The sequence below is a fragment of the Bacillus sp. BHET2 genome (assembly GCF_005938125.1).
Taxonomy (GTDB): domain Bacteria; phylum Bacillota; class Bacilli; order Bacillales; family Bacillaceae_B; genus Rossellomorea.
Window position 1 is genome coordinate 233,830 of sequence record NZ_VCQN01000004.1, and the last position, 15,300, is coordinate 249,129.

A 15,300-nucleotide genomic window follows, 5' to 3' on the forward strand; every position below is an offset into this window, starting at 1 on the left:
AGAAATTCGCTGATATAATTTAAACCAACCTCTTTGAGCAGGATTTTCTCTCGGTTAAAGAGAATACAAGTAGTACAAAATCAGATTGGAGTGATTAAATGATTGAAAAGGAAAGAACTATTCCCCGAATTCTCCTCATTTTGCAAGCTTTACTTCGCAGGCTCCCTCTCAACCACCCTAAAATTCCTCAAATTTCAGAAGAGATCGGCAAAAGAATGGCAGGTTTTAAGGGAGAGAAATCTCTTGATTACCCGTTAAGCTTTTTAGAACCTAAAAAATACTTCATTCTCCATGATCTTAGAATTCCTTACAAAGATAGCTTTTTTCAACTAGATACCTTGCTCATCTCAACTAAATTCATCCTCATAATTGAAGTGAAGTACATTTCTGGCATTGCTTATTTCGACCCCGTTTTCAACCAATTAATACAAACAAAAGCCGGCACTGAACTGGCTTTACCGGACCCAACAGTGCAAATTAAAAGGCAGGGAGCCAAGCTTTTGAACTGGCTTACAAAGAACGGATTCTTCGATATTCCCTTATCTTCATTCGTAGTCATGAGCAACGACCGATCAATCATTAAAACCACTTCAGAAAACAAAACCCTTAATAAAATAGTCATTCATCGTCATAATCTTTTGGACAAGGTGAGGGATTATGAGAGACTTAATCGAAAAGAATCCCTTTCTACAAAAGACCTGAAAAAACTAATTCGCACATTGAAAAGACACCATACAGAAGCCCGTCCATCTATTTTAGAACGATTTAGTATTTCTGAAGAAGATCTATTAAAAGGGGTGATATGTCAAATGTGTAATAATCGCCCTCTAGTTAGAAAGCATAGTACTTGGGTTTGTATAAAATGTGAAAGGAAAGATAAATCTGCTCATATCCAGGCACTAAAAGATTATGAGCTATTAATAGGTCCAACGATAACTAATAATCAACTAAGAAAGTACTTGCAAATTGATTCCTCACATGTTGCCAAAAGGCTCCTCCAATCTCTAAACCTCTCCACCACAGGCACCAAAAAAGGCACAAAATACATCCTCTCATTAAATGAAAAATCCAAACAAAAAACCCATCAATAATCTGACGGGTTTTCAATCCTTCTCAATCCATTCCTGGGACCACTTCTCTATATCTTTCATTAAGGGCTCTAAAGAATAACCTTTTTTCGTTAATGAGTACTCAATACGCACGGGCGTTTCAGGGAAAACGTCTCGTTTGACGATTCCTTCTTCTTCAAGATCCTTTAAGCGTTCAGAAAGAAGTCTGCCACTTATGCCTATGCCGTCTTTGATGGTGCAGTTTCGTTGTGGACCGGAAAGCAATTGATAAATGATGAGCGCGGTCCATCGTTGACTTAAGATGCCAATCGCTTTCTCAAATCTTGGACAAATTTCTGATTGGTTCATTTTCAACGCCTCCTTTTTTAAATAGTATATCACATTTGGGTATAACTAGTAATTTAATTACTTGACGTCATAAAGTTATAAAAATAAAATAGGTTACATAAAGTAACTTGTTTTAATGAATTAAATTAATACGTTATCATAGTCAGAATGAAACGGAGGAATCAAGATGAACTTTCATAAAGAACCACACACATTTGTTGGGGAAGTAAATATAAAGGTACAAAACGTAGAGCAATCTCTTTCATTTTACCAAGAAGTAATCGGATTTAAAGTGTTAGACCAAACAGGGAAAAGAGCTACTCTAACGGCAGACGGTATACACCCATTATTATCGTTGGAACAACCTGATGATGTTACACCTAAGCAGCCTAGAACGACAGGTTTGTACCATTTTGCTTTGTTGTTACCGAATAGAGCAGATCTAGGAAGAATACTGGAACATTTTATCAAGTTGAACATTCAACTTGGATCTTCTGACCACCTTGTTAGTGAAGCACTGTATGTATCAGATCCAGATGGAAATGGTATCGAGATTTATAGGGATCGTTCTTCATCTGACTGGACGTGGGATGGGAATCAGGTTGTAATGGGCGTAGACCCAATCGATGCGCGTGGGATATTAACTGAGGCAGAAGGGCAATCGTGGGATGGACTTCCTGTCGGTACGGTTATGGGACATATCCATTTGCACGTTTCAGATTTGAAATCGACAGAAGAATTCTATGGGAAAGGACTGGGATTCGAGGTAGTCAGTCGATTTGGAAGCCAGGCACTATTCATCTCAACAGGTGGATACCATCATCATATTGGTCTTAATACCTGGAACGGGATCGGGGCTCCAAGACCTGCTGAGAACAGTGTGGGTCTCAATTGGTACACTCTTCACTTTCCAACCGAAGAAAAACGAAACACCATCCTTAGCCAACTCGAATCAATAGGGGCAACCATCCAAGAGCAAAACGGTAAACTCCTAACCCAAGACCCGTCAGGAAACAAAATATATTTAAGCTTGTAAGGAGAGAGGGACGGACCTCACTTTGAGGTCCGTCCCTCCTTCGCGTCATCCTCTAAAAAGCTATTCCAAAGCCAATTCTTTTTCTATTCAGCATGAGGTGACCACGATTCCTGTAATCTAACAAGGTCCGTCCCTCGAGCAAGGATTTTTGTTTGAGGATCATTCCGTGTGATAATTGTGGGTACAGAGGAAGTTATGTTTAGATTGTAAGGGAGTGGCTTGAATGAAGTTGAGCGTATTGGATCAGTCAGTGATTGTGAGGGGGAGGGATGCGGGTGCCGCGTTTAAGGATACGGTTAGCCTTGCCCAGCGGTCAGAGGAGTTGGGATATACACGGTTTTGGGTGGCGGAACATCATAATACGAATGGCCTTGCTGGATCAGCACCTCAAGTGTTGATATCACATATTGCTTCTATGACGAATTCGATCCGGGTTGGATCGGGAGGTGTTCTCCTTCCACAGTACAGCCCTTACAAAATTGCAGAGGATTTCAAAGTGTTAGAAACACTTTTTCCAAAACGGATTGATCTTGGAATCGGGCGTTCCCCTGGAGGTTCGTATGAAACGAGGATGGCTCTGACGGATGGGCTGAAAAAGAGTATGAATGAGTTCCCGAAACAGGTCGAGGAACTGATGGGTTATTTGCATGACGTGGATGGTCAGGAAGTACAAGCTTATCCCAAGGTCATATCTCCACCCATTCCCTGGATCCTGGGAATCACCCATCGTGGTGCACGAGTGGCGGCTGAACAAGGTACAGCCTTTACATATGGTCACTTCATCAATCCAGCAAATGGGAAGAGGGCGATTGATTATTATCAATCTCACTTCCAGCCTTCCCTCTCTTTACCCCAGCCTAAGAGTAATGTGTGCATCTTTGTCGTTTGTGCACCAACCCAAGAGGAAGCGGAAGAGATCGCCATTACCCAGGATTTGTGGTTATTGGCAGTGGAAAAGGGTAGGGATACTGAAATCCCGACGACAGAAGAAGCAAGGGCAAGGAAGCAGACACAATTGGAAAAAGAAAGAATCGTGGAAAACCGGAAAAGAACCATTGTAGGAACGCCACAAAAAGTGAGGGAAGAGCTCCACATGCTCAGTGAAGTCTATCAGACCGATGAATTTATGATCATCACCAATGTGGAAAAAAGAGAAGATAAAATAAAATCGTATGAGCTAATAGCTGACGCTGTTCTTAACGGATAGCTATTCCTGCCTTTATAGAAAGAAATAGAAGGAGCCGGTTCCCCTTAGTTAGGGGAACCGGCTCCAGTCTTATCTCTTTCGTTTCATTAATAATAAGGATATGGATAAGGCTGGTACCCGTAATAAGGTGGTGGGTAACCGTAACCATATCCATAACCGTACCCGTATGGACTTAAAAGGCTGGCTCCTAGCAGCCCTCCAGCAAGCCCTCCTAGAAACGGGTATCCAAATCCGAATGGCCTTCTCCCAAATCCTCCGTATCCGAATCCAGGCCTGCCGAACCCCACACGCCCGACTGGGCGACGGACATTAGTAAAATCCACATATGATTCATTACTGAAAGTCTGAAAATCATTCATAGCCAAAACCTCCTCTCTCTCTATGGTTATGAGTATTCGATTAGGGGAGGAATGGTATGGGTGTTCGCCCAGACAACAAGATTTTAAGAAAATGTACCCGGTTCATGTTTTTATCAGGAAATCTTCTTATAGATCGTTTCGGTCATACATGTAGAGCAGCTATTCAAGTTGCTCCACAATCTCAAAGTATGAGTATGTAAAACAACTTTATGTTGCGGGTTCCTCTGTTTGGACGAGTGCAGAAATAATGGAACCGATCGCTTGAATCCAACTGCCCACTACATTGAGTTTCCCACTTTCTTTACCATTGATTTCGAGGATACCGGAAATGGCTTGAAGGGAGTTCCCAATAATCTGTAAGAGATTTCCGTAAATTGAAAACAGCTCCTCAACTGTATGTTCTTCATTGAATGAATCATAGAGGGCAGCGGAACCTCCCAGCGCTTGAAGGAGATTTCCTTTAATATTAAGCTCCTGTTTTAGGATCTCGTTGAAATCGATGACAATTCCTGCTATGACGGTGGTATTCCCGATTGCTTGAATTTGATTTCCAGCTTTCGTCAGGGTGAATTCATCTATGGCATCTGCTTCAAGTGCATTTCCTGTGCCCTGCATTTCATTTCCTATGAGACTGAACGCATTAAGGGTATCCTTGGGAATCCTCTTGATGGGGGTACTGCCAATAGCGGCGAGGACGGTCCCGATGGCTGCAACCCATGCTCCAAACGTGGCTTTCTGCTTATTGCCCATAGTATAATCGCCTACTTTAAAGTTCTTAGATATTGTATACAACTAGGCGATTGTATGTTCATAGCCACCATTTTGAATCCGGATAGGCACCCTCTTCTACAAGAAATGTCTCACCAATTTTTGGAGTTGTAACGAGTATTCCCATTTCATTAGCTTTTTTCGTCACTCGTTCAATCGGATCTGTCCAATCATGAAAAGATAACGTGAAAGCCCCCCAATGAACAGGGAGAAGGCAATTCCCCTGAACATCTATATGTGCCTGCACTGTCTCTTCCGGAAGCATATGAATGGGTGCCCATCTGGGGTCATATTGACCACATTCCATCAGGGACAAGTCGAAGGGACCATATTCTCGTCCGATTTCTTTAAAGTGGGATCCATATCCGCTATCTCCGCTAAAAAAAATTCTTGACGATTTGCCGATGATACACCACGAGCACCATAAAGAAGCATTTCGATCATTCAGGCTTCGACCGGAAAAATGTCTTGCAGGGGTACAGACTAAAGTCAATCCGTTCCACTCTAACTTGTCCCACCAATCAAGTTCTGTAATATGAAGCGGATCTATTCCCCATCGCTCCAAGTGACTTCCAACCCCAATCGGGACGAAGAATTGCTTCACTCTATTCTTCAGCTTTTTAATGGTGCCGTAATCGAGATGATCGTAATGGTCATGAGAAAAAATCACTGCATCGATGGAGGGCAGCTCCTCTAATTGAAAGGGGAGGTCTTTGCTATACCGTTTCCCGCCAAACCAAGGAATTGGAGAGGGTGTTTTTCCAAACATGGGATCAAGTAAAAGCCTCTTCCCATCAATCTCGATCATCGATGCAGAATGTCCAAACCACGTAACATTCGTGACAGGATAGGGATGCTGAAAAGAAGGGAAGTCCACTCTTGGAAGATCTTCATGGGGTTTGCGGTTAGGATTTCTTATTAAAAGATCGCGAAACATTGAAACAGTGCTTGAGAGGCTTGTATCCATGGAAGTTGGAACTGAATTTTGAAAGGAGTCTTGTGAATACTGAGAAGATGATTGAACTTTCTCCTGTGCAGGCTTTCCCCCGAATGCCGGATAATACCGTACAACCAAGAAACCTATTATTAAGATCGTTAAAAGTGAAATCAGTGAAATAATCATGGAGATTCTCCTTTTTGTGAGATATCTTTTACTATCTCAGATTAGATAGGAACTGTCCAAAAAGAAGGGAATTCACAATTAAGGATTAATTAAGATTTTCGTTATGAATCCATAAGGTTTGTTTTTTATACTAACGTTAATTGTTAAAGGAAGGAATGATTACAATGAAAAAATGGATGATTGGACTAGTGGTAGTAGGAGTTCTTGGAGTGGGATGGTGGCTTGTCTCTCCGCTATTTTTAGATAAGGTAGTGAATGAGGCCCCTGTAATGTCAGATCACTCAAATATGAATGAAGAAGAAGAGAACACTATGGAAGAGAAGGATGCCATGTCAGGTGATTCAAAGATGGATCAAGAAGATATGAATGACGACACAATGGAAGAGCAAGATGACATGAAAGACGAAACAATGGAAGAAACCGATTCATCTTCGTCAGATGACATGACAAAGGATACAATGAAAACAGATGAATTAATGGGAACATTTTCAGGAGCAGATTCTGGTCATACTGCAAAAGGCAGCGTGATGGTGTCAGATAAAAATATTCGATTGGAAGATTTTGAAGTGACCAATGGGCCGGATCTTTACGTTTACTTAGTAGAGGAAGGTCAAGAAACAAAGGATGGGGTTTCCCTTGGCGAATTAAAAGGGAACATGGGTAATCAAAATTATGAGGTTCCTAAAGGCGAATCCGTATCAGCCGGGATGAAAATTGTGATTTGGTGCAAGCAATTTAATGTTGATTTCGGAAGTGCAGAATTAGGTTCAAAGATGTAAAGGAGCGTTTAAAATGGCAAACAAGGTGCTGTTAGTAGATGACGAAGAAAATATTGTTGATGTATGTTCACGCTATCTGGTGCGAGAAGGCTACGAAGTGAGCACAGCCTTTAACGGTAAAGAAGCAATCGAGCGGTATGAAACATTTCATCCGGACATTGTGGTCCTCGATATCATGATGCCTGAAATGGATGGGTGGCAGGTAGCCGAGAAGATAAGAGAGGACCACGATACCCCCATCATCATGCTAACAGCACTCGGACAAGAGAAGGACCGGATTTACGGGCTCACAATAGGGGCGGACGACTATGTCACGAAACCATTCAGCCCTCGTGAGCTACTGCTTCGGGTGAAAAATGTGTTAAGAAGGACCTACTCTGCACCTGCAAAGGATGAAAGGGGAGAGGTTCTGACTTGGAGTGGACTACTCATTGATCGAAATAAACGTAAGGTAATTGCAGGAGGGCAGGAAGTTGAGATGACAGTGAAAGAGTTTGAGTTGTTATCTTTACTGGCACAACACCCTTCTCAGGTGTTTTCCAAATCCCAACTGATCGAAACGTTATGGGGATACGAGTATTTGGGAGATGCGAATACCATTAATGTCCATATTCGTAGGTTAAGGGAAAAGATAGAGGAAGATGCATCTGAACCTAAATGGATTAAAACAGTCTGGGGAATTGGGTATAAATTTGAGGGGAATCAATCATATGAAAATTAGAACGCTGCTCATTTTAGCCAATACGATTTCTTTGGTTGTGATTCTTGTATTTCTCACCATCTCCTATATCCAAATGTTTATTTCAACCGATATCATTATTCTCCTTTCTATCATTACGATGGGAGCGGGGCTATTATCCTTTGCTGTGAATTTGATGATCACTTCCCCGCTGTTAATATCTGTGAAGCAGATGAGCAAGGAAGCGGAGAGGATGGCACGGGGTGACTTTGATGTGAAAGTGACAGAAACAGGCCCGCAGGAAATTAAAGAACTGGCTGCTAACTTTAATCATATGTCCACTCGGATCGAAGGGATGTTTGAGGAATTGAAGGAATCGGAAAAGTTTAAGAGCGAACTGATCGCCAATGTCTCTCATGATCTCAGAACTCCCTTGTCGTCGATCCATTCGTTTGTAGCTGCTTTGAATGATGACATTATTGAAGATCGGGAAACGCGGAAACGCTATTATGAAACGATACTGTCAGAAACGGAAAAATTAAGTGTATTGATTGAAGAGGTGTTGGAGTTTTCTCAGCTGGAGAACAGAAAGCTTTCTTGGAATCCTGAGCGTACCCTTATAGATAAGCTTCTCATCGAAACCATACAGCAATTCGAGCGGGTATTACAGGAGAAAGGGATGGAAGTGAAAGTTGAATATGATGAAAACTTGCCTCAGGTCCCTTTAATGCCCATACAAATAAAAAGGGTGATGACGAATCTTATCCAAAATGCTCTATCTTTTTCACCGGATCATACTTCTATGGACATCCGGGCAGTGAAGAAAGGGGAGCAGATGGTCTTTTCCGTGACAGATCAAGGAAAGGGTATCCCCCTTCAAGAACAGGCTTCAATCTTTGAACGATTCTACCGGGTAGAGAAGTCTAGGAATAAAGCGGGGGGAGGATCAGGCCTCGGACTCTCCATAAGCAGAGAAATCATTCAACTTCACGGCGGGGAAATTGGGGTTGAGAGTGATGGAAAGTCAGGAAGCACCTTTTGGTTTCAATTACCTCTAGAAAATATCGAGGAGGAGAGAAAATGAAAAAAGTGATGATCGGAATTGGCTTGGTACTCGTAGTGAGTCTTACAGCTTTTTTTGGACCGAAATTATATGCTAGTGTGACCCAGAAGTCTTTGGGGAGTGAAGCAGTGAAAACAGATATGCTCGATGAAGAACATGCCATCGCTACCTTCGCAGGAGGATGCTTCTGGTGCATGGAGCCTCCTTTTGAGAAATTGGATGGGGTGTACGCTGTCATTTCGGGATACACAGGTGGTGAGGAAAAGAATCCAACCTACGATGAAGTATCTTCCAAACAAACAGGACATGTGGAAGCCGTTCAAGTGGAGTACAATCCTGAAGTGATTACGTATAAGCAGTTATTAAAGGTGTTCTGGAGACAAATCGATCCGACCGATGCAGGTGGACAATTCGTTGATCGTGGTCCTCAATATGTTAGCGGCATTTTCTATCATGATGAGGAACAGAAACAAATGGCGCAGCAGTCAAAACAAGAACTAACAGACTCAGGTCGCTTTGAAGAAGAAATAGTAACGGAGATCCAACCGGCGAATACGTTCTACAAAGCGGAAGAGTACCACCAGGATTATTATAAGAAAAATGAATTGAGTTATAAGTTTTACCGAAGTAACTCAGGCAGAGATGATTTCTTGGATGAAGCTTGGGGGGATGATCGACATATCAAGCTTGAAACCAACTCTCTCTACCCTTCATATACGGACAAAGAATTAAAAGAAAAGCTGACAGATATTCAATACCAGGTCACGCAGGAAGAGGGAACAGAGGAAGCATTCAACAATGAGTATTGGGATAACAAAGAGGAAGGTATATATGTGGACGTTATTTCGGGTGAACCTTTGTTCAGCTCGAAAGATAAATTCAAAAGTGGAACAGGTTGGCCAAGTTTCTCACAGCCACTTGTTGAAGACAACATTGTAGAAGTAGAGGACCGGGGACTGTTCATGTCAAGAACGGAAGTCAGAAGTAAACATGCGGACTCACACCTGGGGCATGTATTTGACGATGGTCCGAAACCAACGGGATTAAGATATTGTATGAATTCTGCCGCTCTTCGTTTTGTGCCGAAAGCTGAGCTTGAAGAACAGGGATATGGTGACTTTGTGTCTCAATTTGAAATGAATGAGGAGGGGACATCATGAATTCTGCTTCCCAATTGCGACCTGCTTCGAACATACAGAAGCTCCTGGGGAAACTCGTGAATTACTCGAAAAAGGAAGTTATCTTTCAGCCTTTTTCTTTAGGGGAAAATCTATATATGATCCAGTCAGGGAAAATAAAACTATACAAAAACAGCGAGGATGGGCGTAACACCATCCTTACTGTACTAGGGGCGGGGGAGTTTTTTAGTAATATTCCACGTTTTAGCCTGGACGATGAAGGCGTGTATGCTGAATCGATCGAACCAACAGAAGTGTGTGTTCTATCCCTTAAACAGGTAGATAACTTACGCCTCACTCATCCACTGGTGATGACAGAGCTATATTCAGCCCTAAATCACCATATGAAGCAAAGAAACATGTTCTTGGAACGAATCATGTATGCACCTGTAAAAGAAAGAATCCTCCATCTCATGTCCTTTTTGATGAAAAGCTTTGGAGATAAACAAGGAAAGCTGATCAAAATCAATGTCCCCCTCACCCACCAAGACATCGCAAACTTCATAGGGTCAACGAGAGAAACGGTAACCAGCCTCACAAAAGAACTGATAACAGAAGGACATATCAAAAAAATCGATAAGTACTATCATATTATGAGAGTGACGGACCTTTATTAGGGTCTGTCACTCATCATCTGTTTAAGTGGAGCGCGATTGTTGGAGGGTGATTCCTTACTGTTTATCACTTGAAGAAAATGTAGCCATGTAGTTGTTTAGAGGAGAAAAGAGGCTACTGACAGGACGATATGGCAGTAGCCCTTATGAAAGTTATTTTTTCGTATAATTCAAGTCCCAATTGATTCCGTAGGGGTCCTTCACTTTTGCATAGAGGGCACCCCAGAAAGTGTCCTGAAGCTCCATAACAACTGTGCCTTTTTCAGTTAAACGACGATAATAAGTATGGATTTCCTCTTCACTTTCCAGTTCAAGGACAAGTGAGATATGATTTCCTGCAGTAGGTGCCTGGCCAGGAAAGCTGTCAGACATCATGAAGAAAAGTTCCCCTTTTTTGAATTGAGCATGCATGATATGCTCAGCTATTTCCGGAGGGCTTGGAAAATCCGCCTCGCCGAAAGTCATGACGCTAAGGATTTCCCCTTCAAACACTTCTTTGTAGTACTCTAATGCTTCCTTTGCTTGACCATCGAAACTAAAATAAGGTGTAGCCTGATGTTTCATATTTCTCCACTCCAGTTCGCATGTATTTTAGTACTCTTTTAGTATAAATCATTGAACAATAATAAAACAAGAACAAATGTTCGTTTTCTGATAAATAAAAAGGGATAGGCAGCAAGAGTGCCTATCCACGTTCATTCATTAAAATAATTCAGTTTGCAATTCAACTTCAATATTTCCGTTGGTAGCTTTGGAATAAGGGCATACCCCGTGTGCTTTATCAACTAGCTGCTTTGCTTCGTCTAGTTCAACTCCGTTAACAGCGACTGATAATACCACTGCTAATTTAAATCCGCCGTCTGTATCTTTGCCTATGGAAACTTCAGCTGTTACGTTCGATTCGATTCGTTTCTTTTCCTGACGAGCAACTAAATTAAGTGCGCTATCGAAACAAGCGGCATATCCGGCTGCGAAAAGCTGCTCTGGATTCGTTGATCCTTCTGATCCGTTTCCTCCAAGTGATTTAGGCATGGCCAAACCGATATCCAACACTCCGTCACTGCTTGTCACTTTTCCTGCACGACCACCCGTAGCGGTCGCTTTTGCTGTGTATAATGCATTCATTTCGTTCACTCCTCTTTTAGTTGTGTGCAATTAATTAGTACAATACTATAATAAAACCTTCAGTATTAATTGTCAACAATTTAATTGTGTGCAATTTAATTTGATAACCGAGGTTTATTTGTGTATGATAATCACAATTATTATGTACAAGAAAAGGACGGTCATTCATGAATAATCCACTTTTATTAGAAAATCAAATCTGCTTTAAAATTTATACGGCAGAACGTGAGATCACCAAGCTCTACAGAGGGTTACTGGAAGAAATCGGCGTGACGTATCCTCAATATTTGGCCTTGTTGGTATTATGGGAAGAGAAAACGATATCTGTGAAAGAATTGGGGAAAAAGCTATTCTTGGATTCGGGTACATTGACTCCAATGCTGAAAAGAATGGAAGCAAACGGACTGGTTGAGCGTAGGCGTTCTGTGGAGGATGAGAGAAGCGTGGTCATCACTCTTGCCAAAAAAGGCGAGGCGATGGAGGATAAAGCGGCTTGTGTGCCCAGTCGATTAGTGGAGAGGCTAGAAATGGAAGGGGAAGAGTTAGAGCAGTTGGATCGTACATTGACCACAATCTTGGGGAAATTGCAGAAATAATGGAGAGTTGAGGGTGGCATAGCCATCCTTTTCTTTAACTTTAAACAACCATTTTCAGCACTTATCGAGAAGTCTCCTTTTCCCTCCGGTAAGCAAGCACCGTTGTCTTTAAAGAAGCATAATTTCCAATCGCCGCGTACCCATAAAAGAATCCCATGAAGATTCCAGTTGCAAGATGTCCTTTATGACTGATGAAAATGGAGAAGAGGAGGCCGAGAATGACGGCGATATTCGGTACTAAGAAAGCAGGAGGTTTGAAGAAGATTTTAATAAGTTGTGTGAACACGATAATAATCGGAATTGCGATGACAGCATCCCAGATATTAGTGTGAATCGTTGGAAAATCCATGAAGCACCTCCCTTACCGTTTTGTTTATACTATGTCCCGAACGTATTTGAATTAACAAAAAAAATGACCCCTAAAAGGGATCATTGATTATTTAAACGATGCATTCCAACGCTCTGCCTTTTCAAGGGCAGCGAGATCATTCACGATTTCACCAGGTTTTACTCCCGCACCAATCATATAATCTGCAAATTCCATATTGACGAATTCAAAAATATAACCGAACTGCTGTACGAGAGGAAGACCTTTAATTTTTGCAGTGCTTCCACCGGTGATTACTACATATGCTTTTTTCTTCGTAAGCTCTTCCTTTAAGTTAAAGCGCTCATCCCTCAGGTACTGACTCCATCGATCAAAAAAGTTTTTCATTGGGCCACTCATTCCATACCAATAAAGCGGTGTGGCAAATAGGATTACGTCATGATTCTCCATTAATTGAACAAGTTGTTCATAATCATCATTGACTGGCAGGAAACCACCTTCTGTATGTCGTAAGTCTTCGATTGGCTCGATATGCATATCAGCAAGTGAGACAATGGTATGGTCGGTCCCTTCAACGATTTTCCTGGCAAGAAATTCAGAATTACCGTTTTTTCTTGTGCTTCCTAAAAGGGTTAATATTTTCATTCCTTAACACTCCTCTATGAATTCATTCTGCACATACATATGCATTGGAAATGTTTTTTGAAGTTGAGTCATCGTGAACCTCCGAAATGTTACGTTGGATTGGAGTATACCATTGATTGAAGGATTAAAGTTATCTATAATAATCGATACTAACTATCGAAAAAAATGATGGAGGAACAGCATGGATTTGAATTATTTATATACCTTTAAAGAAGTGGCTAAGTGGGGAAGTTATACAAAGACTGGTGAAGAGCTGGGCTATGCCCAATCGAGTGTGACAACTCAAATAAAAAAACTGGAACAGCATTACCGCATAAAGTTATTTGAGCGCGTGGGACGGAAAATGCGCCTGACACAATCCGGTGAAGAGCTCTATTATTATGTGGAAAAGATCATCTCCCTTTTAGATGAAGCGGAGGAGCGGATATCGAAGGAAAGCAATCTTCGGGGAACTCTCCGTGTGGGGACGGTGGAATCATTAGCTGCCTACTTCATCACCCCCTATATTAAGCAATTGAAAGAACATCACCCTGAGTTAAAGATTCTATTAGAATCGGGGCTTTGTCCCAATCTTAAAGATGGTACCCTTGAAGGGAAGTTCGACCTCTCCATTTTGCTGGACCGGTATGTGGAGCATCCGGAATTGACTACGATTCCTATTCGACAGGAACAGCTCGTTATGATCGCACCTCCGAAACATCACTTATGTGCAATGGAGGAGATGAATCTTCTAGAGCTTGAATCGGAAACTCTGATTTTAACGGAGGAAGGGTGCTCTTACAGAGTGCTCCTGGAGCAATTGCTGAAAGAGGAAAATGTGCAAGCAAAATCAGTGATTTCCTTTAGCAGTTTAGAGGCAATCAAGCAGTGTGTAGCCGACGATTTAGGACTTGCCATCTTACCTGCAATCGCAGTGAATAAAGAAATCGAGAGTGGTAAGGTGGTTCAGCTTCCTTTTGATCTTGAGAATATAATTGTTTATACACAAATTGTATACCAAAAAAAGAAATGGCTGACACCTCCAATAAATCAATTGATTTCATCCTTAACCGATTAACTATCAAAATTTTTGATGATATGAATGGGAAAGTATCAATATCAGTAGATATGATACTAGTGATAAAATGAAAACACATGACAAAAATGAGGTGCAAATATGAATACATTTTTACAATACAACCCTACAAAGCTTTACTTTGGGAAAAATGAAGTGAAACAATTGTCTTCTATATTGGATAAAGGGATGAACGTCCTACTTGTTTATGGTGGAGGCAGCATCAAACGGAATGGCATATACGATGATGTAATGGCTGAGTTGAAAAAAATCGATGCAGTCGTTTCAGAACTTAGCGGTGTAGAGCCGAATCCACGTTTGACGACTGTTCGAAAAGGAGTCGAGATCTGTAAAACAGAAGGCATTGATTTCTTATTAGCTGTCGGTGGGGGAAGCGTAATCGATTGTACAAAGGCCATCGCAGCGGGAGCAACCTATGAGGGGGATGCATGGGACCTGATTACAGGGAAGGCTTCCATCACTGATGCCCTGCCTTTTGGAACGGTTCTGACCCTAGCTGCGACCGGATCTGAAATGAACGCTGTTTCTGTCATAACTAATTGGGAAAAGAATGACAAATTAGGCTGGTCATCGCCGCATGTCTTTCCGACGTTTTCGATTCTTGATCCATCCTATACATTTTCTGTCCCTCGCGACCAGACGATCTATGGAATTGTGGACAGCATGTCTCATGCCCTTGAGCTTTATTTTCATCGCACGGAGAACACTCCGATGATTGATGGATTCATCGAGTCCTTGTTAAGAACCGCGATAGCAACAGGACCGAAACTGCTGGAAGACTTACAATCCTTTGAACATAGAGAAACGATGATGTATATCAGTACAACCGCATTTAATGGATCTCTTGCGAATGGGACGGATGGGGGAGATTGGGCAACGCACAGAGTTGAGCATGCCATTTCTGCAGTATATGATATTCCCCATGGCGGAGGACTTGCGATTTTGTTCCCTAATTGGCTGGAGCATGTCTTGGAAGAAGATCCATCACGAGTGAAGAAACTTGCTGTCAATGTGTTAGGAATATCAGCTGAAGGCAAAGAAGATATCCAAGTCGCACGAGAAGGAGCAAGAGCGCTTCGTGATTTCTGGAACTCATTAGGGGCTCCAAGCGCCCTCGCCGATTATGATATTGATGACACCGAATTCGATGCGATCGTAGAGAAGACTTTCATCAAGCCAGGTGTTGGAACGTATAAGGAAATGGATAATGAAAGTGTGAGGGATATTTTGAAGCGTTCTTTATAAATATTGTTGCTAGAATAAAATCCATAAAAAAATCCGAATCGACATCCGATTCGGCCTTTTTTTAGTAGTTAGCAATTTCTTCT

General features: G+C 41.8%; 19 protein-coding genes. 11 read left to right on the forward strand and 8 right to left on the reverse strand.

Features of this window, described 5'->3' with window-relative positions; translation table 11 throughout:
• Positions 1 to 98 precede the first annotated feature (98 nt).
• Entirely contained in the window at positions 99 to 1,091 is a 993-nt protein-coding gene (locus FGG79_RS16290; RefSeq protein WP_138780248.1) for a nuclease-related domain-containing protein, read from the forward strand.
• 12 nt (positions 1,092 to 1,103) lie between these two features.
• Here FGG79_RS16290 and FGG79_RS16295 read toward each other — a convergent pair whose 3' ends face one another.
• Entirely contained in the window at positions 1,104 to 1,418 is a 315-nt protein-coding gene (locus FGG79_RS16295) for a winged helix-turn-helix transcriptional regulator (protein WP_138780250.1), read from the reverse strand.
• A 166-nt stretch (positions 1,419 to 1,584) separates the two neighbouring features.
• Here FGG79_RS16295 and FGG79_RS16300 point away from each other — a divergent pair, with 166 nt between their 5' ends.
• Both FGG79_RS16300 and FGG79_RS16305 read left to right on the forward strand, forming a co-directional pair.
• On the forward strand, positions 1,585 to 2,433 hold the full coding sequence (locus FGG79_RS16300) for a VOC family protein (RefSeq protein WP_138780252.1): 849 nt from the start codon (positions 1,585 to 1,587) through the stop codon (positions 2,431 to 2,433).
• A gap of 223 nt (positions 2,434 to 2,656) precedes the next feature.
• Positions 2,657 to 3,640, forward strand: coding sequence for an LLM class flavin-dependent oxidoreductase (locus tag FGG79_RS16305; RefSeq protein ID WP_138780254.1), 984 nt, complete (start codon positions 2,657 to 2,659; stop codon positions 3,638 to 3,640).
• Between the two features lie 86 nt (positions 3,641 to 3,726).
• Here FGG79_RS16305 and FGG79_RS16310 read toward each other — a convergent pair whose 3' ends face one another.
• The 3 genes from FGG79_RS16310 to FGG79_RS16320 all read right to left on the reverse strand — a co-directional run bounded on the left by FGG79_RS16310 (position 3,727) and on the right by FGG79_RS16320 (position 5,890).
• Complete coding sequence (locus FGG79_RS16310; RefSeq protein ID WP_138780256.1) at positions 3,727 to 3,999, reverse strand: spore coat protein; 273 nt, start codon at positions 3,997 to 3,999, stop codon at positions 3,727 to 3,729.
• A gap of 207 nt (positions 4,000 to 4,206) precedes the next feature.
• Positions 4,207 to 4,749: a DUF6944 family repetitive protein gene (locus FGG79_RS16315; RefSeq protein ID WP_138780258.1), complete on the reverse strand. Its 543-nt coding sequence runs from the start codon at positions 4,747 to 4,749 to the stop codon at positions 4,207 to 4,209.
• Between the two features lie 58 nt (positions 4,750 to 4,807).
• Positions 4,808 to 5,890, reverse strand: coding sequence for an MBL fold metallo-hydrolase (locus FGG79_RS16320; protein ID WP_138780260.1), 1,083 nt, complete (start codon positions 5,888 to 5,890; stop codon positions 4,808 to 4,810).
• A 164-nt stretch (positions 5,891 to 6,054) separates the two neighbouring features.
• Here FGG79_RS16320 and FGG79_RS16325 point away from each other — a divergent pair, with 164 nt between their 5' ends.
• The 5 genes from FGG79_RS16325 to FGG79_RS16345 are packed head-to-tail and all read left to right on the forward strand — an operon-like array spanning position 6,055 to position 10,206.
• Positions 6,055 to 6,669, forward strand: a complete 615-nt coding sequence (locus FGG79_RS16325) for a DM13 domain-containing protein (RefSeq protein ID WP_171050977.1) — start codon at positions 6,055 to 6,057, stop codon at positions 6,667 to 6,669.
• A 13-nt stretch (positions 6,670 to 6,682) separates the two neighbouring features.
• Entirely contained in the window at positions 6,683 to 7,390 is a 708-nt protein-coding gene (locus FGG79_RS16330; RefSeq protein WP_138780274.1) for a response regulator transcription factor, read from the forward strand.
• Entirely contained in the window at positions 7,380 to 8,432 is a 1,053-nt protein-coding gene (locus FGG79_RS16335) for a sensor histidine kinase (protein WP_171050978.1), read from the forward strand. Before FGG79_RS16330 ends, FGG79_RS16335 begins: the two co-directional genes overlap by 11 nt.
• Positions 8,429 to 9,571 (forward strand): peptide-methionine (R)-S-oxide reductase MsrB, encoded by a 1,143-nt coding sequence (msrB, locus tag FGG79_RS16340; RefSeq protein WP_138780278.1) that lies wholly within the window; start codon positions 8,429 to 8,431, stop codon positions 9,569 to 9,571. The genes FGG79_RS16335 and msrB overlap by 4 nt, the downstream gene beginning before the upstream one ends.
• Complete coding sequence (locus FGG79_RS16345) at positions 9,568 to 10,206, forward strand: Crp/Fnr family transcriptional regulator (RefSeq protein WP_138780279.1); 639 nt, start codon at positions 9,568 to 9,570, stop codon at positions 10,204 to 10,206. The genes msrB and FGG79_RS16345 overlap by 4 nt, the downstream gene beginning before the upstream one ends.
• A gap of 150 nt (positions 10,207 to 10,356) precedes the next feature.
• Here the strand turns inward: FGG79_RS16345 and FGG79_RS16350 are convergent, their stop codons facing one another.
• Positions 10,357 to 10,767, reverse strand: coding sequence for a VOC family protein (locus FGG79_RS16350; protein WP_138780281.1), 411 nt, complete (start codon positions 10,765 to 10,767; stop codon positions 10,357 to 10,359).
• Positions 10,768 to 10,905: 138 nt separating this feature from the next.
• Positions 10,906 to 11,328: an organic hydroperoxide resistance protein gene (locus tag FGG79_RS16355; RefSeq protein ID WP_138780283.1), complete on the reverse strand. Its 423-nt coding sequence runs from the start codon at positions 11,326 to 11,328 to the stop codon at positions 10,906 to 10,908.
• A gap of 167 nt (positions 11,329 to 11,495) precedes the next feature.
• Here FGG79_RS16355 and FGG79_RS16360 point away from each other — a divergent pair, with 167 nt between their 5' ends.
• Positions 11,496 to 11,924 (forward strand): MarR family winged helix-turn-helix transcriptional regulator, encoded by a 429-nt coding sequence (locus tag FGG79_RS16360; protein WP_138780286.1) that lies wholly within the window; start codon positions 11,496 to 11,498, stop codon positions 11,922 to 11,924.
• A 61-nt stretch (positions 11,925 to 11,985) separates the two neighbouring features.
• Here the strand turns inward: FGG79_RS16360 and FGG79_RS16365 are convergent, their stop codons facing one another.
• Both FGG79_RS16365 and FGG79_RS16370 read right to left on the reverse strand, forming a co-directional pair.
• Entirely contained in the window at positions 11,986 to 12,273 is a 288-nt protein-coding gene (locus FGG79_RS16365) for a hypothetical protein (RefSeq protein WP_138780288.1), read from the reverse strand.
• Positions 12,274 to 12,360: 87 nt separating this feature from the next.
• Positions 12,361 to 12,897: a flavodoxin family protein gene (locus FGG79_RS16370; RefSeq protein WP_138780290.1), complete on the reverse strand. Its 537-nt coding sequence runs from the start codon at positions 12,895 to 12,897 to the stop codon at positions 12,361 to 12,363.
• 181 nt (positions 12,898 to 13,078) lie between these two features.
• Here FGG79_RS16370 and FGG79_RS16375 point away from each other — a divergent pair, with 181 nt between their 5' ends.
• Both FGG79_RS16375 and FGG79_RS16380 read left to right on the forward strand, forming a co-directional pair.
• Entirely contained in the window at positions 13,079 to 13,954 is an 876-nt protein-coding gene (locus FGG79_RS16375) for a LysR family transcriptional regulator (RefSeq protein WP_138780292.1), read from the forward strand.
• 99 nt (positions 13,955 to 14,053) lie between these two features.
• Positions 14,054 to 15,217 (forward strand): iron-containing alcohol dehydrogenase, encoded by a 1,164-nt coding sequence (locus FGG79_RS16380; protein ID WP_138780294.1) that lies wholly within the window; start codon positions 14,054 to 14,056, stop codon positions 15,215 to 15,217.
• Positions 15,218 to 15,300: the final 83 nt, after the last annotated feature.